The 20,060-nt window shown below is 73.4% G+C and carries 11 protein-coding genes; 2 read left to right on the plus strand and 9 right to left on the minus strand.

Annotation, left to right across the window (positions count from 1 at the left end; all coding sequences use genetic code 11):
- Positions 1-74: 74 nt before the first annotated feature.
- Entirely contained in the window at positions 75-2,375 is a 2,301-nt protein-coding gene (locus tag AB0C96_RS11630; RefSeq protein ID WP_362916138.1) for an ATP-dependent DNA helicase UvrD2, read from the minus strand.
- A gap of 319 nt (positions 2,376-2,694) precedes the next feature.
- Between AB0C96_RS11630 and AB0C96_RS11635 the strand changes: the two genes are divergently transcribed.
- Complete coding sequence (locus AB0C96_RS11635; RefSeq protein ID WP_066926501.1) at positions 2,695-2,940, plus strand: mycoredoxin; 246 nt, start codon at positions 2,695-2,697, stop codon at positions 2,938-2,940.
- 200 nt (positions 2,941-3,140) lie between these two features.
- Here the strand turns inward: AB0C96_RS11635 and nudC are convergent, their stop codons facing one another.
- From nudC to AB0C96_RS11660, 5 genes are all read right to left on the minus strand, one after another.
- Positions 3,141-4,076 carry an NAD(+) diphosphatase gene (nudC, locus tag AB0C96_RS11640; RefSeq protein ID WP_362916140.1) on the minus strand — a complete coding sequence of 312 codons (936 nt, stop codon included), beginning with the start codon at positions 4,074-4,076 and terminating at the stop codon, positions 3,141-3,143.
- A gap of 94 nt (positions 4,077-4,170) precedes the next feature.
- Positions 4,171-5,577 (minus strand): dipeptidase, encoded by a 1,407-nt coding sequence (locus AB0C96_RS11645; RefSeq protein WP_362916142.1) that lies wholly within the window; start codon positions 5,575-5,577, stop codon positions 4,171-4,173.
- Between the two features lie 10 nt (positions 5,578-5,587).
- Positions 5,588-9,220 (minus strand): ATP-dependent DNA helicase, encoded by a 3,633-nt coding sequence (locus AB0C96_RS11650; RefSeq protein WP_362916144.1) that lies wholly within the window; start codon positions 9,218-9,220, stop codon positions 5,588-5,590.
- Positions 9,221-9,698: 478 nt separating this feature from the next.
- Positions 9,699-13,079: an ATP-dependent DNA helicase gene (locus AB0C96_RS11655; RefSeq protein WP_362916146.1), complete on the minus strand. Its 3,381-nt coding sequence runs from the start codon at positions 13,077-13,079 to the stop codon at positions 9,699-9,701.
- A gap of 110 nt (positions 13,080-13,189) precedes the next feature.
- Positions 13,190-13,621 (minus strand): MGMT family protein, encoded by a 432-nt coding sequence (locus tag AB0C96_RS11660; RefSeq protein WP_362916148.1) that lies wholly within the window; start codon positions 13,619-13,621, stop codon positions 13,190-13,192.
- A gap of 554 nt (positions 13,622-14,175) precedes the next feature.
- On the opposite strand from AB0C96_RS11660, the gene AB0C96_RS11665 reads away from it, so the two are divergent.
- Complete coding sequence (locus AB0C96_RS11665; protein WP_362916207.1) at positions 14,176-16,791, plus strand: flippase-like domain-containing protein; 2,616 nt, start codon at positions 14,176-14,178, stop codon at positions 16,789-16,791.
- A 125-nt stretch (positions 16,792-16,916) separates the two neighbouring features.
- Here AB0C96_RS11665 and moeZ read toward each other — a convergent pair whose 3' ends face one another.
- From moeZ to AB0C96_RS11680, 3 genes are all read right to left on the minus strand, one after another.
- Positions 16,917-18,095 carry an adenylyltransferase/sulfurtransferase MoeZ gene (gene moeZ, locus AB0C96_RS11670; protein WP_362916150.1) on the minus strand — a complete coding sequence of 393 codons (1,179 nt, stop codon included), beginning with the start codon at positions 18,093-18,095 and terminating at the stop codon, positions 16,917-16,919.
- A 73-nt stretch (positions 18,096-18,168) separates the two neighbouring features.
- Positions 18,169-18,936 carry a spherulation-specific family 4 protein gene (locus AB0C96_RS11675; RefSeq protein WP_362916152.1) on the minus strand — a complete coding sequence of 256 codons (768 nt, stop codon included), beginning with the start codon at positions 18,934-18,936 and terminating at the stop codon, positions 18,169-18,171.
- Complete coding sequence (locus tag AB0C96_RS11680) at positions 18,924-19,880, minus strand: NAD-dependent epimerase/dehydratase family protein (RefSeq protein WP_362916154.1); 957 nt, start codon at positions 19,878-19,880, stop codon at positions 18,924-18,926. Before AB0C96_RS11680 ends, AB0C96_RS11675 begins: the two co-directional genes overlap by 13 nt.
- Positions 19,881-20,060 lie beyond the last annotated feature (180 nt).

A 20,060-nucleotide genomic window follows, 5' to 3' on the forward strand; every position in this document is an offset into this window, starting at 1 on the left:
TCCATCGGATCTCGGACAAGTTCCGATGTCCCCGTTGCTCCGAAGGCTATGGGGATGCGCTCCGCACGCGCAAACTATTTTTCCGACGAGTTTTCCGTGGCGTCCCCGGACCCGTCTCCCGAGGCTCCCACAAGCTCCTCACCGGCACAGATAGCCAGCACGTCGCTGCCGAAGCGGTCGAACTTGCGCCGCCCCACACCTGAGATGACCGCAAGCTCCGATTCGGTTCCCGGAACCGCCTCGGCAATCGCCATCAACGTCTTGTCGGTGAAGATGCAGTAGGCCGGCTGCCGCGAACGCGCCGCCTGCTCCGCCCGCCACGCGTACAGCCGCTCGTACAGCGCCTCGTCGAGCTCCGCGGGGCAGTCCTCACACCGCATCAGCTTCATCTCGCCCGCGTCCGTCAGGGTGCGGTTGCAGACCCGGCAGCGGGCCGGTGTGCGGTTCCTGGTCCGCCGGGCAACCGCCGCCGTCGCCGCACCGCGCTCGATCCCCCCGAAGGCCGCGCCCGGCACCCGACGCCCGCTCCCCGCGCCGGTGCCCGGCCGCAGACCGCTCAGGAAACGGCTGGCGCTGCGCGAGGCCCGGCCACCGGGAGACCGCGACAGCGACCAGGACAGCCCCAGATGGACCCGAGCACGGGTGACACCGACGTACAGCAGCCGCCGCTCCTCCTCTATCTGCTCATCGGTCCTGGCGTAGGTGATCGGCATCATGCCTTCGGTGAGACCCACCAGGAAGACGGCGTCCCACTCCAGGCCCTTCGCGGCGTGCAGGGAGGCGAGCGTCACCCCCTCCACCGTCGGGGCGTGCTGGGCGTTGGCCCGCTCGTCCAGCTCCGCGACCAGGTCGGCGAGGGTGGCCCGGGGCCGGGCCCGGGCGAAGTCCTCCGCGAGCCGCACCAGGGCGGCCAGCGACTCCCAGCGGTCCCGCGTCGCCCCCGAGCCGGCCGGCGGCTGACCGGTCCAGCCCATGTCGCTCAGCACCGCCCGCACCTCGGACGGCAGGTCCATGGCATCGTCCAGCAGCGCGTCGTTGCCCCCGAAACGGGCGGCACCGCGCAGCTTGATGCCGGCCTCCCGCACCTCCGGCCGCTCGAAGAACCGCTCGGCACCCCGCAACTGGTACGGCACGCCGGCATCGGCCAGCGCCTGCTCGTACACCTCGGACTGGGCGTTCACGCGGTACAGCACCGCTATCTCGCTCGCCGGCACGCCGGAAGCGATCAGGTCCCGGATACGGCGGGCCGTCCCCTCGGCCTCCGCCGGCTCGTCCGCGTACTCCGTGTACACCGGCTCCGGGCCGGCCGGGCGCTGCGAGACCAGCTCCAGGCGGTACTCGGCGGCACGCCCCCTGGCCTGGGAGAGCAGCCCGTTGGCAAGGTGCACGACCTGCGGGCTGGAGCGGTAGTCGCGGACGAGCTTGACGACCGTCGCCTGCGGGTGTCGGGTGCGGAAGTCGAGGAGGTGGTCGGGGGTGGCACCGGTGAAGCTGTAGATCGTCTGGCTGGCGTCACCGACCACGCAGAGGCTGTCGCGGTCCCCCAGCCACAGCTCCAGCAGCCGCTGCTGGAGCGGGCTGACGTCCTGATACTCGTCCACGACGAAGTGCTGGTACTGGGCCCGGACCTGCTCGGCGATGTCGTGCCGGTCCTGTAGCACGCCGACGGTGAGCAGCAGCACGTCCTCGAAGTCGATGGCCCCGCGATCGCGCTTGAGCTGCTCGTACGCGGCGTAGAGCTGCCCGATCTCGGCGGGGTCACGGGGCGCCTCACGGCCGGCCTTCACGACCGCGGCCGGATAGTCGGCCGGCACCGTCTGCGTCACCTTGGACCACTCGATCTCCGCCGTCGCGTCCCGCAGCTCGTTGCGGTCGAGCCGGATGCGGCACCGCGCGGCGGCCTCGGACACCAGTTGGACCTTGCGCTCCAGCAGCCGCGGCATCTCGCCCCCGACGGCCTTGGGCCAGAAGAACTGGAGCTGCCGCAACGCCGCCGAGTGGAACGTCCTCGCCTGGACCCCGCCCGCGCCGAGCTGCCGCAGCCGACCGCGCATCTCGCCGGCCGCACGAGCCGTGAACGTGACCGCCAACACACTCGCCGGGTGCAGGATCCCGGCCCGCACCCCGTACGCGATGCGGTGCGTGATCGCCCGCGTCTTGCCCGTACCGGCTCCCGCCAGCACGCAGACCGGACCGTGCAGAGCCGTCGCGACCTCGCGCTGCTCGGGGTCGAGCCCGTCGAGCACCCCGTCGGCCGAATCCGGCACCGGCGGGAAGAGCGAGGAGTCCGTTGCTGCTGTCACCCCGCCATGCTGCCAGGTCCCCCGGGACTCCCGTGACGCCTGTCCACAGCCGCCCGCCCCGGTCGTACACATCGCCCCCGCTGTGGACAACGACCGGCGTGCGACGACGCCGCGTGCTTTGCTGGCTCTGCGCCGACAACGAGCGGCCGGTCCGTACACCGAGCGAGCGGCGGGGCCCGGGCCGGGCGGTCCTTGCGCGGGACCGGTGGGTGGTGCCCACGTCGCGGCGGGCGGCGGGGTGCCGGGACGAGTAGTCCCAGCGCCCTACGGGCCGCACGCAACCGTCGGGAATTGCTGGGGCTCGGTGTGCGTTGTGTTGCTTGGCCGCGCCGAGTGGGCGGTATTCGATCAAGACATAGCTGCAAGACATAGCTAAAGGAGCGCGGGACGCATGGCGGGCACTGTGACGATGTACAGCACGACCTGGTGCGGATACTGCCGTCGGCTGAAGAGCCAGATGGACCGTGAGGGCATCGCCTACACCGAGATCAACATCGAGCAGGACCCGGAGTCCGCGGCGTTCGTGGAGAAGGCGAACGGCGGCAACCAGACGGTGCCGACCGTGCTCTTCGCCGACGGTACGACGCTGACCAACCCGTCCCTGGCGCAGGTCAAGCAGAAGGTGGGCGCGGCCTGACGGTCGGACGCACCGCCTGACGCGCCGCTGAGGGGCCGTCCGGCCGGATCCCTCGCCGGGACCGGCCGGACGGCCCTTCGCGCGTGCGGTCGAGAGCCGATGTGCGCCGGGCCCGGGCGGGTGAGCGGCAGCCCGCTCACCCCGCAGAAGGCCCACCGCGCGGCGGGTGGCCGGGGCGCCGCGGGTGGGTCAGGCGCCGGTCACGGCTTCGGGAGGGGCTTGCCGTACCAGAGTTCGATCAGGCGGGCCGCGATGGAGATGCCGTACGGCGGGAGGACCTCGCCGGATTCGAAGGCGGCGCGGAGGTCCTCACGGGAGAACCAGCGGGCCTCCTCGATCTCCTCGCCGTCGACCTGGATCTCGCCGGACGTGGCGCGGGCCATGAAGCCGAGCATCAGACTGGAGGGGAACGGCCAGGGCTGGCTGGCGACGTACTCGACGTCGCCGACGATCACGCCCGCCTCCTCGAAGACCTCGCGGGCCACCGACTGCTCGATCGACTCGCCCGGCTCGACGAAGCCCGCCAGGGTGGAGAAGCGGCCTTCGGGCCAGTGGACCTGGCGGCCCAGCAGCGCGCGGTCGTCCTCGTCGGTGACGAGCATGATCACGGCCGGGTCCGTACGGGGGTAGTGCTCGGCGCCGCAGGCGGGGCAGCGGCGGATGTGGCCGGCGGCAGCGATCATGGTGCGTTCGCCGCAGCGGGAGCAGAAGCGGTGCAGGCGCTGCCAGTTCTCCAGGGCGACGGCGTGGACGAGGAGGCCGGCGTCCCGGGGTGACAGCAGGAGGCCCGCTTCGCGCAGGCCGGCCGGGCGCGCGGACTGGTCCATGCGACCGGGGAGCGAGTCCTTCTGGAGCGCGAAGTAGCTGACGCCGTCATCGTCGGTGCCGAGGTAGTAACGGTGGGCCTCGGTCAGCGGCGCCTCGAACGACGGCGTCATGATCAGTTCGGTGCCGCCGTCGGGGGTGTCGTCGACCAGCGCCTGGCCTCCGGATACCACGAAGACGCGGGTCGTCGGGTGACTCCAGGCCGCCGCCAGCCAGGCCTCGTCGAGGCGGTGATGGGCGGAGCGGTCGATGCCGCTCGGCGCGCTGAAGGTGAGCGGCCGGTCGGCGGTGTGGTCGGTCCAGGTGGTCACTGCTGTTTCCAACTCCCCCTATGGCGTGGGTGATTGCTGCGTACGGGCGCGGAGCGGGCTGGCGGTGGCGGTAACGATGGCGGTGCGAGCACGGTCAGGACGTGGACCAGTTCTCCGCCAGGTCCCCCCACAGGTGGGCGGCGGTCTCGACGCCCTTCATCAGCAGGTCGAGCTCGACCTTTTCGTTCGGGGCGTGCCAGCCGTCGGAGGGGACGGAGATGCCGAGGAAGAGCACCGGGACTCCGAGGACGTCCTGGAGGTCGGCAGCCGGCCCTGAGCCGCCCTCGCGGGTGAAGCGGATCTGCTGGCCGAAGGCGCGCCCCATGGCGCGCACGACGGACTGGAGCGCGGGGTGGTCGAGCGGGGTCAGGCAGGGGCGGGTGGCGCCCCAGAAGGTGATCTCGTGGCGGATGCCGGACGGGAGCCGGTCTGCGACCCAGTCGCGTACGGACTGCTGGACGGCGGCGGCGTCCTGGCCGGCGACGAGCCGGAAGGAGAGCTTGAGCTGGGCGGTGGACGGCACGATGGTCTTGCCGCCGGGGCCCTGGTAGCCGCCGCCGATGCCGTTGACCTCGGCGGTGGGGCGGGCCCAGACGCGCTCCAGGGTCGTGCTGCCGGCCTCGCCGAGGGTGGCGTGGGAGTGTGCGGTGCGCAGCCACTCCGCCTCGTCGAAGGGCAGCTCGGCGAAGAGCTCCCGCTCGCGGTCGGTGAGCTCGATGACGCCGTCGTAGAAGCCGGGGACGGCGACGCGGCGGTCGGCGTCGTGCAGCGCGGCGGCCAGTCGGGCGGCCTCGGTGGCGGGGTTGGGGACGGCGCCGCCGAACGAGCCGGAGTGGATGTCCTGGTCGGGGCCGTACAGATCGATCTGACAGTCCGTCAGGCCGCGCATGCCGGTGCAGACCGTGGGAGTGTCCCTGGACCACATGCCGGTGTCGGAGACGATCACGGTGTCGCAGGTGAGGCGGTCCACGTGCTTCTTGATCAGGGCCGGGAAGTTCGGCGAACCGGACTCCTCCTCGCCCTCGATGAGCAGCTTGAGGTTGACGGCGGGCGCGGTGCGGCCGGTGGCGGCGAGGTGGGCGCGGACGCCGAGGGTGTGGAAGAACACCTGGCCCTTGTCGTCGGCGGCGCCGCGGGCGTAGAGCTTGCCGTCGACGGTGTGCGGTTCGAAGGGGTCGGTGTGCCAGCCGTCCTCGCGGGCGGCGGGCTGCACGTCGTGGTGACCGTAGACGAGCACGGTGGGCGCGGACGGGTCGCCGGAGGGCCATTCGGCGAACACCGCGGGCAGGCCGTCGCCGTCGGTCTCCCAGATCTCGGCGGTCGGGAAACCGGTGTCGCTGAGCTTGGCGGCGAGCCATTCGGCACTGCGACGGACCTCGCCGGCGCGCTCCGGGTCGGCGGACACGGAGGGGATGCGCAGCCAGTCGGCGAGGTCGTCGAGGAAGGCCTCGCGGTGGCCGGCGATGTACGTGCGGACGGCGCTGTCCGGGGTTGTGCTCATACGACCGAGCCTATCGGCCTTCCGGGGGATGCCGGTCGGCGGTCTCGCCGAGGAGGATGCGTTCGAGTCCGGCGCGGCCCGGCAGTCGCGCCGGCCTGACCACCTCTCCACTGCGGACGTGGAGGAAGACGGCGTCGACGGCGGACGGGGGCAGGCCGTAGCGCTCGGCCCAGGCGAGGCGGTAGATGGCCAGCTGGAGGGGGTCGGCGGTGTGGGCGCGGCCGGTCTTCCAGTCGACGATCTCGAAGCGGTCGCCGTCGGGGCCGTGCTCCTTGTAGACGGCGTCGATGCGGCCGCGGATCACCCGTCCGGCGAGCGTCAGCTGGAAGGGGGCTTCGACGCGGAACGGGGTGCGATGGGCGTAGGGGGTCCGGGCGAAGGCTTCCTTGAGGGCTGCCAGGTCGCCTTCGTCCGTGATCCCGGACTCCTCACCGTCGGCGCCGGGCAGTTCGTCCGGGCCGAGGACCGGCAGCGTCAACTCTTCGAAGCGCGATTCGACCCAGGCGTGGAAGCGGGTACCGCGGCGGGCACCGGGCTGCGGCGGGCGCGGCATGGGGCGGGCCAGTTCGCGGGCGAAGCCGTCGGGGTCGGCGGCGAGGCGGAGCAGGTCGGTGGCGCTGAGCGCGGCGGGCAGCGGGACGTCGCGGACGGTCGCGCGGGAGCGGCGCAGCTCGGCGGTGAGGGCTTCCAGGTCGCGGTCCCAGGATCCGACGGTACGGCGCTCCTCGGGGAGGAGGGCGTGCGGCCCGGTGTCGGTGGGGTCGGGGTCGGTGGGGTCGGGGTCGGCCTGCGGAGCAATGCCGCAGGGCAGGTCGTCCTTTTGAGGCAGAGCCTCGCCGTAGGGCAGTGCCTTCCGCTGTGGCGGGACACCCCCGGACAGGTCGCCGTCGGACAGGTCGCCCTCGGACAGGTCGCCCTCGAACGGCACGTCCTGGGGCAGGTCATCCGCGAACGGCGCGTCCTCGAACGGGTCATCCGCGAACGGCGTGTCCTCGGGGACATCGTCGTACGGCTCGCCCTCCCACTCCTCGTCCGTCGGTGGCGGGGGCCACTCCGGGTCGTAGGAGGAGGGCTGTGCGGGGAGGACGGCGGGGGGTGCCGCCGGGCCGGTGCGGCGGGCCAGGTGGGCGCGGACCGTGGCCGCGGCGGCGCGGCGACGGGCGGTGGCGGTGGGGTCGAGGGGCAGCGGCCAGGCCTGCTCCGCGGCGGCCTCGGCGAGGGCCGGGTTCTCGGCACCGTCCTCGGGGGCCTCCGCCCAGTGCTCGATTTCGCCGTGCCCCGCTTCGCAGTGGGCGCGGAGCGCCTCCAGGAAGGCGGACGGGCCGCGGGGGCGCTTCTGCTGCGGGCCCCACCAGTGGCCGGAGCCGAGCAGCAGGGAACGGGGGCGGGTGAAGGTGACATAGCCGAGGCGCAGTTCCTCGGTTTCCTGGTGGTGCTTCATCGCCTCCTTGAAGTTCTTCAGGTCGCGGGCGGCCCATGCCTCGACGTCGGGGAGGGTGGCGGCGTCGCCGCGCAGGGCGTGCGGCAGGACCTTGGGGCGGGTGATCCAGGACTCGCGGGCCTGTTCGCTGGGGAACTGCTTGCCGACCAGGCCGGGGACGGCGACGACGTCCCATTCGAGGCCCTTGGACTTGTGGGCGGTGAGGACCTTGACCGTGTTGTCGCCGCCGGGGAGGGAGCTGTCCAGGCCCTTCTCGTACTGGACGGCGGTGCGCAGGAAACCCAGGAAGGCGAGCAGGGTGGCGTCGCCGTCGAGGGATTCGCCGCCCTGTTTGGCGGCGAATCCGGCGGCGATGTCGAGGAAGGTGCCGAGCGTTTCGCGGCGGCGGGCGGCGAGGGCGTGCGGGGAGGCGGAGAGCTCGACCTCCAGGCCGGTGGTGGTGAGGATCCGGTGGAGCACGTCCATGAGCGGATCGCCGAGGGAGCGCCGCAGGTCGCGGAGTTCGGTGGCGAGGTAGGCGAAGCGGACCCGTGCCTCGGGGGAGAACGGCAGGCCGTCGTCGGAGCCGTCGGCTTCCAGGAAGGTGTCGAGGGCGTCGGCGAGGGAGACGGTCTCGGCCGGGTCGACGCCTTCGACGGCCTCGGCGAGCCGCTGCTCGGGGTCGTCGGAGGGGCCGCCGTGCTGGACCAGCATGCGGGCGCGGCGGCCGAGGAGGGCGAGGTCGCGGGGGCCGATGCGCCAGCGCGGGCCGATCAGCAGGCGGACCAGGGAGGCGTTGGCGGTGGGGTCCTGGAGGACCTCGCAGACGGCGACGAGGTCGGCGATCTCGGGCAGGTGCAGCAGTCCGGAGAGGCCGACGACCTCCACGGGGATGTCGCGGGCGACCAGTTCACCCTGGATTCGGGCGAAATCGCCGGCGGTGCGGCAGAGCACCGCGACCTCACCGGGCGGGGTGCCGGTGCGGACGAGGTGGGCGATCGAGTCGGCGAGCCACTCGATCTCCTCGGCGTGAGTGGGCAGCAGGGCACAGCGGACGGTGCCGTCGCGTTCGGCGCCGGGGGCCGGGCGCAGCGCCTCGACGCCTTCGTGCAGGGCGCGCAGAGGGGCGGCCAGGCCGTTGGCGAGGTCGAGGAGGCGGCCGCCGCTGCGGCGGTTCTCGCTGAGGGCGAAGCGGCGGGCGGGGGTGCCGTCCTGGAAGGGGAAGTGGGCGGGGAAGTCGTCCAGGTTGGCGACGGAGGCGCCGCGCCAGCCGTAGATGGCCTGGCAGGGGTCGCCGACGGCGGTGACCGCATGCCCGGTGGGGGCGCCGGAGCCGGAGCCGAAGAGGCCGGAGAGCAGGAGGCGTTGGGCGACGGAGGTGTCCTGGTACTCGTCGAGCAGCACGACGCGGAATTCGTCGCGGAGTATCCGGCCGACCTCGGGGTGGGTGGTGGCGAGGGTTGCGGAGTGGGCGATCTGGTCGCCGAAGTCGAGCAGATCGCGGCGGCTCTTCTCGCTGCGGTAGGCGGTGACCAGGTCGAGCAGCTCCAGGCGGGCGCGCGCGGTTTCGGGGACCTTGCGCAGGTCGGCGTTGCTGAGCTTGACGCCGTCGAGGGCGGCGAGGAGGTCGGTGTCGTGCGCGCGGAGCCGGGCGGGGTCGACGAGGTGTTCGGCGAGTTCGGCGTCGAGGGCGAGGAGGTCCTCGACGAGGGTGGGCAGCGAGGTGGTGAGCGCCGGGTAGGGGCCGGGGGCGGCGCGGAGCGTGCGGGCGGCGAGCTGGAAGCGGGTGGCGTCGGCGAGCAGCCGGGCGCTGGGCTCCAGGCCGATGCGCAGGCCGTGGTCCTTGAGGAGCTGGCCGGCGAAGGCGTGGTAGGTGGAGATCCGTGGCTCTCCGGGGGGCTGGTCGGCCGCGGTGCCGCCGTCGACCGGGAGGGCGTCGGGGTCGGTGACGCCGGCGGCGAGCAGTGCGGCCCTGACCCGTTCGGCGAGCTCACCGGCCGCCTTGTTGGTGAACGTCAGGCCGAGGATCTGTTCGGGGGCGACCTGGCCGGTGCCCACCAGCCAGACGACCCGGGCGGCCATGACCGTCGTCTTGCCCGAACCGGCCCCGGCCACGATGACCTGCGGGGCGGGCGGGGCGATGATGCACGCCGTCTGCTCCGGGGTGAACGGGATGCCGAGGAGCTCCTTGAGCTGCTCGGGGTCTGTGATGCGGGCCGACACAACCAGAACCGTAACCCGTCCGCTGCGCTTGGCTGGCTTCCCACGTTTTTGGCTTTCCCGCCGTGGTGGCTTGTCGCCGTTGCGCCTGCGGCGGGCGTGGTGTGTTGGGTGCGGTGACGGTCCTGCGGGGCAGGGGTGTGGGATTGCTTCGCTTTACGTCCCACACCCCTGCCCCTCCGGCCCGTCCCCTCCCGTGAGTGGGAGGAAAAACGGTCGTGGGGGCGAGCGTGAGAGGGCTCGTGCGCGCAGACGACGGTCTACGGGCACCCCCACCAATCCTCTCCACCCACCCACGGGAGGGGGCGGACCGCAGGACGAAGTCCGGAGGGGCGCACCCGCAGCTGACAGCCCCGCGCAGCGGCAACCGCCCGCCGCAGGCGTCATGGAGAGAAAGCCAAGAACGTGGGGGGGAGCGCCGGCCGCCAGGCCACGGCGGGAAAGCCAACAACGTGGGCAGGCAGCCAAGCGCAGCGGAACGTCAGTCGACCACATGCCGCCCCTCCGGCCGCGCGCTGCACGACGCGCGGAAGGTGCAGTGGGTGCAGTGGGTGCCGGTGGTGGGGGTGAACCGCTCCTCCAGGACGCGGCCCGCGGCCGTGGCGAGGAGTTCGCCGACCCACTCGCCGTCCAGGGGCTGCTGTGCCTGTACGGCGGGCAGCGCCTCGCCGCCCTCCTTCTGGGGCGCGCCGAGCCGCAGGTGCACCAGTTCGGCGCCGGCGGCGTCGGGTGTACGGCCGTCGAAGGCCTCGTCGACGGCGCCCTCGCGGACCGCGAGCTGGTAGACGGCGAGCTGGGGGTGGCGGGCGACCTCGGGTCCGGTCGGTTTCTGCTTGCCGGTCTTGAAGTCGACGACGTAGGCCCTGCCCTGTGCGTCGCGGGAGACCCGGTCCATGCTGCCGCGGACGCGGACCTGGTAGCCGGCTGCCGTGAGGGTGACGTCGAAGCCGTGCTCGGTGGCGACGGCGTCGCGGCCGCGGGTCTCGCGCTCCATGACGTGCCAGCGCAGGAAGCGCTCCAGGGCGGCGCGGGCGTTGTCCTTCTCCTGGCGGGACTTCCAGGGGGCGTCGAAGGCGAGCGCGTCCCACACGGAGTCCAGGCGCTCCATCAGGACGGTCAGGTCGGCGGGGGTGCGGCCGGAGGCGACCTCGTCGGCGAGCACATGGACGACGTTGCCGAAGCCCTGGGCGGCGGTGGCGGGGGCGTCCGCCTTGACCTCGCGGCCCAGGAACCACTGGAGGGAGCAGGTGTTGGCGAGCTGGTCGAGGGCGCTGCCGGAGAGGACCACGGGCTGGTCCCGGTCACGGAGCGGGACGCTGCTGTGGGTGGGTTCGGCGAGGCCCCACCAGTTGTCGGGGTGGGCGGCCGGCACCAGGGGCTTGTGGTCGTCGTCGTGCAGCGCGGCGAGGGTGGCCAGGCGCTGGGCGGCGGCCTCGCGCAGGGCGGGGCCGGCGTTCGGGTCGACGGTGGTGGCGCGCAGTTCGGCGACGAGCGCGGCGACCGAGAGGGGGCGGCGCGGGCGACCGGTGACGTCCTGGGGGGTGACGCCGAGTTCGGTGAGGAACCGGGAGGGCTGGTCGCCGTCGTCGGCGGCGGCCTTGACGGCGGTGACCACGAGGCGTTCACGGGCGCGGGTGGCGGCGACGTAGAACAGGCGGCGTTCCTCGGCGAGCAGCGCGCCGGGGGTGAGCGGTTCGGCGAGGCCGTCGCGGCCGATGCGGTCGGCCTCCAGGAGTGAGCCGCGCCGGCGCAGGTCGGGCCAGAGCCCCTCCTGGACGCCGGCGACGACGACGAGCCGCCACTCCAGGCCCTTGGCGCGGTGCGCGGTCATCAGGCGGACGGCGTCGGGGCGGACGGTGCGGCGGGTGAGGGTGTCGGCAGCGATGTCCTGGGCGTCGAGTTCCTCCAGGAAGTTGAGGGCGCCGCGGCCGCCGGTGCGCTCCTCGGCGCGGGCTGCGGTCTCGAAGAGGGCGACCACCGCGTCCAGGTCCCGGTCGGCGTTGCGGCCGGCGGCGCCGCCGCGGCGGGCGGCGCGCTCCAGGCGCTGCGGCCAGGGCGTGCCGTCCCACAGCTCCCACAGCGCCTGCTCCGCGGTGCCGCCGCCGGCGAGCAGTTCGCGGGCCTTGCGCAGCAGCAGGCCGAGCCGCTGGGCGCCGCGGGCGTAGCCGGGGTCGTGGGCCACCAGGCGCTGGGGTTCGGCGAGTGCCTGGGCGATCAGTTCGTCGGAGGGGGGCGGCAGCGGCTGCCCGGCGGCACGCTCCTCCTCGCGCAGGGCGCGGCCCAGGCGGCGCAGGTCGGCGGAGTCCATGCCGCCCAGGGGGGAGGTCAGCAGGTCGAGGGCGGTTTCGGTGTCGAGGCGGTGGTCGGTGGCGGGGTCCTCGGCGTGGTCGCCGGTGGCGGCGGCCAGCGCCGCGCGGGCGGCCGCGCGCAGGGCCGTGAGCAGGGGTGCGACGGCCGGTTCGTGGCGCAGCGGCAGGTCGTCGCCGTCGATGTCGAGCGGTACCCCGGCCGAGGTGAGCGCGCGGCGCACGGCGGGGATCGTGCGCCCCCCGGCGCGGACGAGGACGGCCATCTCGCGCCAGGGCACGCCGTCCTCCAGGTGGGCGCGGCGCAGGATGTCGGCGATGTTGTCGAGCTCGGCGCCGGGCGTCGGATACGTGGAGACCTCGACGCGGCCGCCGTCCCGTACGGGGGCCGGCTCGCGGTGGGCGCGGACCTTCTGGGCGGGCAACCGGGTGAGCGGCATCCGGCGGGTGAGCAGCCGGGTGGCGGCGAGGAGGGCGGCGCCCGAGCGGCGGGCGGTGCCCAGCACGGCCACCGGCGCGGGGGTGCCGTCGGCGCGCCGGAAGGTCTCGGGGAAGTCGAGGATGCCGTTGACGTCGGCTCCTCGGAAGGCGTAGATCGACTGGTCGGGGTCGCCGAAGGCGATGAGGGTGCGGCCCGGGGAGCCCGGTGCGGCGGCGGTCACGTCATTGCCGGCGAGGGCGCGCAGCAGCCGTACCTGTGCGACGTCGGTGTCCTGGTACTCGTCGACGTAGACGGCGTCGTAGCGGGCCGCGAGCTCGGCGGCGACGTCGGGGCGTCCGGCGAGCAGCACGGCGCGGTGCACCAGCTCGGCGTAGTCCAGGACCCCCTGGGCGTCCAGCACGTCGAGGTATTCGGCGAGGAAGTCGGCGGCGGCGCTCCAGTCGGGGCGTCCGGTGCGCCGGGCGAAGTCGCCGAGGGCGTCCGGACCCAGGCCCAGTTCGCGGCTGCGGGCGAGCACCGCGCGGACCTCGTCGGCGAAGCCGCGGGTGGTCAGGCAGGCCCGCAGTTCGTCGGGCCAGCCGATCCGGGCGCGTCCGTCGCCGGCCAGCTCCGCCTGTCCTTCGAGGAGCTCGCGGACGACGAGGTCCTGTTCGGGTCCGGACAGCAGCCGCAGAGGGTCGGCGAAGAGGTCGGCGTCCTGGTGGGCGCGGACCAGGGCGTAGCAGAAGGAGTGGAAGGTGGTCGCCTGGGGGACGCCGGCCCGTCGTCGGTCACGGCCGTGCCCCTCCAGGTCCCGCAGGCGGACGGCGAGCCGGTCGCGGAGTGCGACGGCGGCCTTGCGGCTGAAGGTGAGGACGAGGATCCGGTCGGGGTCGGTGCCGGCCCGGATCCGGCGGGCGACCGACTCCACCAGCGTCGTGGTCTTGCCGGTGCCGGGGCCGGCCAGTACCAGCAGCGGCCCGTGCCGGTGGTCAACCACAGCGCGCTGGGTTGCGTCCAAGGCAGGAGGATCCACCCGCCCCGGCGGGGTACGCACCAGTCGGTACGCGCCGGGGTCGTCCCGCCGCGCCCGGTGGGGCTGCGTCGGCGGGACGGCCGAGGAGGAGGAACTCACGTGGATCGCCGGTCCAAAGAAGGGTGCTGGTCGTGGTGCGGATGCGGTGCGCGGCGGGCCGCGGTGCGGGCTGCCCGTACGGCCGCGTGCCGTGCGGTCTGCCGTACACGCTAGGGGGCGCCGTCGTCGTCCTGATGCCCGTCCCAGCGGGCCCGCCGCATGTCGAGCCGTGGTATCGGCCCGCCCGTCTTCGGACCGCCGCCGCTCGCCGGGGCGCTGCGCGCGCTGCCCTCGGGCGCGGTGCGGGCGGCTTCCCGCAGGGGGGTGCCCTCGGCGCGGTAGTGCGCCAGGGCGCGCCGTTCGTGGCCGGGCAGCAGCTGGCCGTCCGCGCGGACCACCCGCCACCAGGGCACCGCGCCACCGTAGAGGGCCATCACCCGCCCGACCTGCCGCGGCCCTCCCTCTTCCAGCCACTCGGCGACATCGCCGTACGTCATCACGCGGCCCGGCGGAATCAGCTCGGCGACAGCGAGGACCCGCTCCGCGTACTCGGGCAGCTCACCGGCCTCGGTGCCGGGCTCGGTATCTCCGGTCCCACTCATTCGGTCCATCCTGCCGTACGGCACCGACAATGGGAGCGGACACACGGTCCCGCACCATCCGGGAGGTCGGCGGCACGGCGCCGTTGGCCCCGCGGGAAGGGGGACGCCGCCCTCGCCGTCACGGCAGCGGGGGCCGACGTTCCGCTTCCCGTACCCCCGAAATGCACCCTGATGCCCCCCTCCACTGGTCGGCCGTGCCACCATCTTCCGGACGGTGACTGGTGATACGAGATCAAGAAGAGACAGCCGAGCAGCAGGGTGCGGCGCCTCCGCGGGAGGCGGGCGCCCCTGACGCGCTGCCCGTCGCGGGGAAGCACCCACGAAGGCCGGTCACGGCTTCCGCTACCGAAAAGGCGAGCACGATCGAGAAGGCCGAACGACCAGGGGCGTCCGAGAGGCCGAAGGGGCCCAGGGAGCCCGAGCCATCGCAGCGCAACGAGGAGGAGCGCGAGCAGAAGCAGGTTCCGGACGAGCACGTCGAGCACCACAAGGGCGAGGAGCCGGTGTCCGGCGCGGCCCGGGGCAGGCCCCGCGGCGGCGCGCACCGCTCGGACCTGAGCGCCGACGAGTGCGGCGAATTCCACGTCGACCGGGTCTCCGGCGACGAGCCGCTGCTGCCCGCCCGGGTGCACCGGCCCGCCGACCTGCTGCGGCTGCTGCTCGGGATGGCGGGGATCGCCCTCGTCCTCGGACTGGCCACGTTCGCCCACGGCACCACGGCGGGCCTGGCGCGGGACATCGGCACCGGCGCGAAGGCCGCGCCGCCGCTGCTGATCAACCTGGCGGGGCTGACGTCCAGCGTCGCGGTGCTGATCGTGCCGGTGGCGTTCGCCGTGGAGCGGCTGATCAAGCGGGACGGGCTGCGGATCGCGGACGGGGTGCTCGCCGCCGTCCTCGCCCACGGGGTGTCGCTCGCCACCGACCTGTGGGTGGCCGAGGCCGCCCCCGCCTCCATCCGGGTCGCGCTGACCCAGCCGCTGGCGAACGGCTCGCTCTCCGCGCCGGTGCACAGCTACCTGGCGCCGGTGATCGCCTATATGACGGCGGTGGGGATGTCCCGGCGGCCGCGCTGGCGGGTCGCGATGTGGGGCGTGCTGCTGCTGGAGGCGTTCGCGGTCCTGGTGGGCCGGTACACCACTCCGTTCGCGATCATCACGACGGTGCTGATCGGCTGGACCGTCGCCTACGGCACGCTCTACGCCGTCGGCTCCCCCAACGTCCGCCCCACCGGGCAGAACCTCCTCGCGGGGCTGCGCCGGGTCGGCTTCCACCCGGTCAGCGCGATGCGCGCGGAGGACGCGGCCCAGGCGGAGCAGAACGAGCACGCGGACCGCGGCCGCCGCTACATCGTCACCCTGGAGGACGGCCCGCCGATCGATGTCACCGTCGTCGACCGGGAGCAGCAGGCCCAGGGCTTCTTCTACCGGGTGTGGCGGCGGCTGTCGCTGCGCGGCATCAACCAGCGCCGCAGCCTCCAGTCGCTGCGCCAGGCACTGGAGCAGGAGGCCCTGCTGGCGTACGCGGCGATCGCGGCGGGCGCCAATGCGCCCAAGCTGATCGCCACCTCGGAGCTCGGCCCGGACGCGGTGATGCTGGTCTACGAGCACATCGGGGGCCGCACCTTCGACGCGCTGGCCGACGAGGAGATCACCGACGCGCTGATGCACAGCGCCTGGCGGCAGGTCGAGGCGTTGCAGTCGCGGCGGATCGCGCACCGGCGGCTGGTCGGTGACGCCCTGCTGGTGGATCGTTCCGGCAACATCGTGCTGACCGAGCTGCGCGGCGGCGAGATCGCGGCCGGTGATCTCGTACTGCGGATGGACATCGCCCAGCTGTTGGCCACCTGCGGGCTGCGGGTCGGCGCCGAGCGGGCGGTGGCCGCGGCCGTCGAGGTGCTCGGCCCGGACGCGGTCGCCGACAGCCTCCCGATGCTCCAGCCGATCGCGCTCAGCCGCACCACCCGGGCCACGCTGCGGCAGCTGGCCCGCGAGCGCGCCAAGCGGGAGCGCGAGGCGGTGCTGGCGACGTCGCAGGCCGCCAAGGAGGCGCGCGAGGCGCGGGAGGCGGCGGGCCCCAAGGACCGCAAGACACTGCGGGCCGAGCGGCACGCGGAGAAGAACGCCGAGAAGCGGGCGCTGGACGAGGCGTCGGAGGAGGCCCGGGAAGAGGATCTGCTGGCCCAGATCCGCCGGCAGGTGCTGCTGATCCGGCCCACCGCGGTGATCGAACCGGCGAAGCTGGAGCGGCTCAGCCCGCGGATCCTGATCAGCTGGATCGCCGGCGCGTTCGCGGTGTACCTGCTGTTGTCGCAGCTGACCAACTTCAACCTGGGCGATGTGATCAGCGAGGCCCAGTGGGAGTGGGTGGCGGTGGCGACGTTCTTCTCGGCGCTGACGTACCCGGCGGCGGCGATGAGCCTGCTGGGGTTCGTCACCGAGAAGGTGTCGTTCGTCAGGACGGTGATCGCGCAGATCGCGGGCAACTTCGTGAAGCTGGTGGCGCCCGCGGCCATCGGTGGGGTGGCGCTGAACACCCGGTTCCTCCAGCGCGCCGGGGTGCGTCCGGGGCTGGCGGTGGCCAGCGTCGGAGCGTCCCAGCTGTTCGGTCTGGGCAGTCACATCATGCTGCTGCTGGCCTTCGGCTATCTGACCGGCACCGAGCAGACGCAGGACATCTCGCCGTCCCGTACGGTCATCGCCGGGCTGCTGACCGTGGCGGTGCTGGTGCTGATCGTCACGGCGGTGCCGGTGCTGCGGAAGTTCGTGGCGACCCGGGTGCGGTCGCTGTTCGCGGGCGTGGTGCCGCGGATGCTGGACATCCTCCAGCGGCCCCGGAAGCTGGTCACCGGCATCGGCGGGATGCTGCTGCTGACGGCGGCGAACGTGATGTGTCTGGACGCCTCGATCCGGGCGTTCGGCGGCGGCGACAAGATCAGCTACGCGAGCATCGCGGTCGCCTTCCTCGCCGGCAACGCGCTGGGCTCGGCGGCCCCGACGCCGGGCGGCGTGGGCGCCGTGGAGGGTGCGCTGATCACCGCCCTGACCATCGCCGGGCTCCCCGGCGACACGGCGTTCCCGGCGGTGCTGCTGTTCCGGCTGATGGTGTTCTGGCTGCCGGTGCTGCCGGGCTGGCTGGCCTTCACGTTCCTGACGCGCCGGGGCGAGATCTGAGGGCGCGACAGGTCTGAAAGCGACAGGTCTGCACGCCGGGTCCGCACGCGACCAGGTCCGCACGCGACAGGCGCCGGTCCGCGGGGTGCGGACCGGCGCCTGTCGCGTGTGTGCGGCTCAGCGGCTCAGTAGACCGGCTTCTCCGGCTCGACCGTGTTGACCCAGCCGATGACGCCGCCGCCGACGTGCACGGCGTCGGCGAAGCCAGCGGACTTCAGTACGGCGAGAACCTCGGCGGAGCGGACACCCGTCTTGCAGTGCAGGACGATCTTCTTGTCCTGCGGGAGGTCCTGGAGGGCGGTGCCCATCAGGAACTCGTTCTTCGGGATCAGCCGGGCGCCGGGGATGGAGACGATCTCGTACTCGTTGGGCTCGCGGACGTCGATGATGTCGATCTTCTCATCGGCGTCGATCCACTCCTTGAGCTGCCGGGGAGTGATCGTCGAGCCGGCCGCCGCCTCCTGGGCCTCCTCGGACACGACGCCGCAGAAGGCCTCGTAGTCGATGAGCTCGGTGACGGTCGGGTTCTCGCCGCAGACCGCGCAGTTCGGGTCCTTGCGGACCTTGACCTGACGGTACGTCATCTCCAGTGCGTCGTAGATCATCAGGCGGCCGACCAGCGGCTCACCGATGCCGGCGAGCAGCTTGATGGCCTCGTTGACCTGGATGGAGCCGATGGAGGCGCACAGCACGCCGAGGACGCCGCCCTCGGCGCAGGACGGCACCATGCCCGGCGGCGGGGGCTCCGGGTACAGGCAGCGGTAGCAGGGGCCGTGCTCGGACCAGAACACCGAGGCCTGACCGTCGAAGCGGTAGATCGAACCCCAGACGTACGGCTTGTTCAGCAGCACGCAGGCGTCGTTGACCAGGTAGCGGGTGGCGAAGTTGTCGGTGCCGTCCACGATCAGGTCGTACTGGGCGAAGAGCTCCATGACGTTCGTGGAGTCGAGGCGCTCTTCGTGCAGGTTGACCGTGACGTACGGGTTGATGCCCAGGACCGAGTCCTTGGCGGACGCGGCCTTGGAGCGGCCGATGTCCGCCTGGCTGTGGATGATCTGGCGCTGCAGGTTCGACTCGTCGACCTCGTCGAACTCCACGATGCCGAGCGTGCCGACGCCGGCCGCGGCGAGATACATCAGCGCGGGCGAGCCCAGGCCGCCGGCGCCGACGCACAGCACCTTGGCGTTCTTCAGCCGCTTCTGCCCGTCCATCCCGACATCGGGGATGATCAGGTGGCGGGAGTACCTGCGGACCTCGTCGACGGTGAGCTCCGAAGCGGGCTCGACCAGGGGTGGCAGCGACACGGATGACCTCATCAAGGGGGTTGGTCGGTATCTGAGGACTGGTTGTCTTCCCGTAACACTGCCACGCCCTTCTTCATTCCGAGACACCCGGTCCGATGCGCGAGACAAAATCGTCCCAGTAGCCGGGCAGCGATTCCCAGGCGCCCGCTGCCGCCCCTACCGCCCCGGCGGCCCGGCGGTCGGTGACGAACACGGTGCCGGCCCCCTGCCAGCGGGCGATCCGCAGCGCCTCGTCCAGATGGGTCCGCGGCACGCTGTGGACGAGGTGGCAGAACCGCTGCGGAGGGTGGTCGGCGGTCCACTCGGCCACCTGCGACCAGCGGTAGTCGGCCCAGCGGCCGGCGAAGGTGACGAGCTGGTCGGCGCACTCGGCGTAGCCCGGGTGGGGGTGGCCGCCGTGCCCGAGGACGAGGTGGCCGTCGTCGCACAGGGCCCGCAGGGTGGCGGTGAGCCGCCGGGTCGCGGGCAGCAGGTGCCGGTCCGTGGGCGCGCGGTCCAGCCAGAAGCCGTCGGCCTCGTACCACTCCAGATAGCGGTGGGCGTCGGAGAGCAGCTCGCCGAAGGGCCGCGCGCCGTGGCCCAGGTCCAGGTGTCCCAGCACTCGGACACCCGTCTCACGAAGCCGGGCGGCGGCCGGCACGCAGTGCGGGTCGGGGCGGGCCCCGGGTCCGTCGGCGACGTTGAGCACCGCCCAGTGCACGAACCCGGAGGCGCAGCGCAGCAGTTCGGACCACTCGGTGGGGGCCAGCAGCGGATGGGCGAAGCCCGGTACGCCGATGCCGAGCGGGGCGGGCCCGGTCGGGGACCGGGTGGTGTCGGCCGGGGTGATCAGATGCGACACGCAGCCTCCATCCAGATGTCGGCGAGGGACTCCTCCAGGACGATCCGCGGGCGCCAGCCGAGCCGGTCGCGGGCGGTGCGGACGTCCGCCTGCTGCCAGGTGCCGCAGCCGTCCGGGTACGGGTAGGTCGCGGGCGGCGAGCCGACCGGGTGGTCGGCGGTGGGACCGGGGATGACCAGCCGGGCCGGCGGGGAGTCCAGCTCGTGCAGCGCGCCGCCGAAGCCGGCGACCCGGGCGAGCACGGACGCGGCCTCGCGCAGCCGCACCGCGCGACCGGTCCCGATGTTGACCACCCCCTGTGCGGCCGACAGCGAGGCGGCGTGCACGGCCCGGGCGACGTCCCGCACGTCGACGAAGTCCCGCTGCACGCCGAGCCCGCCGAGCTTGAGTTCACTGTCGCCGGACTGCATGGCGCGGCGCATCGCCTCGGCGAGCCGGCCGAGCGGCGAGCCCGCGGGGGTGCCGGGGCCGACCGGCGAGAAGACCCGCAGCACGACGGCGTCCAGGCCGGAGCCCAGGACCAGTTCGGTGGCGGCCAGTTTGCTGACGCCGTAGGGGCCTCCGGGGCGCGGTACGGCGTCCTCGGCGGTCGAGGAACCGGGCTGTGAGGGCCCGTATTCGGAGGCGCAGCCCAGGTGGACGAGCCGGGCGCCGCAGCCGCTGCGCCGCAGCGATTCGCAGATGGTGGCGACCGCGACGGTGTTGTGTCGGGTCAGCTCGCGGGCGCCGCCGCGGGTGGCGCCCGCGCAGTTGACGACCACGCCGGGGTGCACCGCGTCGAGGAAGCGGGTGAGCGCCCCGGGGCTGCCGGTGGCCAGGTCGAAGCGGACGTCGGCGTCGTCGCCCCGCCCGAGGGCGGTGAGCTGGACGGCGGGGTCGGCGAGCAGGCGGTCGGCGACGAAGCGGCCGAGGTAGCCGTTGGCGCCGATGAGCAGCACCCTCATCGTGCGACCCCCCGGTCCGCGTGGCCTGTGGTCGGGTGGACGTTCATGTGTCGTGCTCCTAAGGCGGTTCGTGGGAAGTGCGTCGGCTCCGGCCGCGGGGTCGGCGTCCGCCTCGGGGGCGGGGGCCACGTGGGGGGTGGGGTTCGCGGCGAGGGGTCCGAAGGATCCGGAGCGGCCGTT

It is taken from the genome of Streptomyces sp. NPDC048506, from assembly GCF_040651315.1.
Taxonomy (GTDB): domain Bacteria; phylum Actinomycetota; class Actinomycetes; order Streptomycetales; family Streptomycetaceae; genus Streptomyces.

Excerpts from the sequence above, each read along its gene's own strand:
- AB0C96_RS11630 (WP_362916138.1), bottom strand. The coding sequence starts at position 2,375 with ATGTGTACGACCGGGGCGGGCGGCTGTGGACAGGCGTCACGGGAGTCC.
- AB0C96_RS11635 (WP_066926501.1), top strand. The coding sequence starts at position 2,695 with ATGGCGGGCACTGTGACGATGTACAGCACGACCTGGTGCGGATACTGC.
- AB0C96_RS11645 (WP_362916142.1), bottom strand. The coding sequence starts at position 5,577 with ATGAGCACAACCCCGGACAGCGCCGTCCGCACGTACATCGCCGGCCAC.
- AB0C96_RS11660 (WP_362916148.1), bottom strand. The coding sequence starts at position 13,621 with ATGAGTGGGACCGGAGATACCGAGCCCGGCACCGAGGCCGGTGAGCTG.
- AB0C96_RS11680 (WP_362916154.1), bottom strand. The coding sequence starts at position 19,880 with ATGAGGGTGCTGCTCATCGGCGCCAACGGCTACCTCGGCCGCTTCGTC.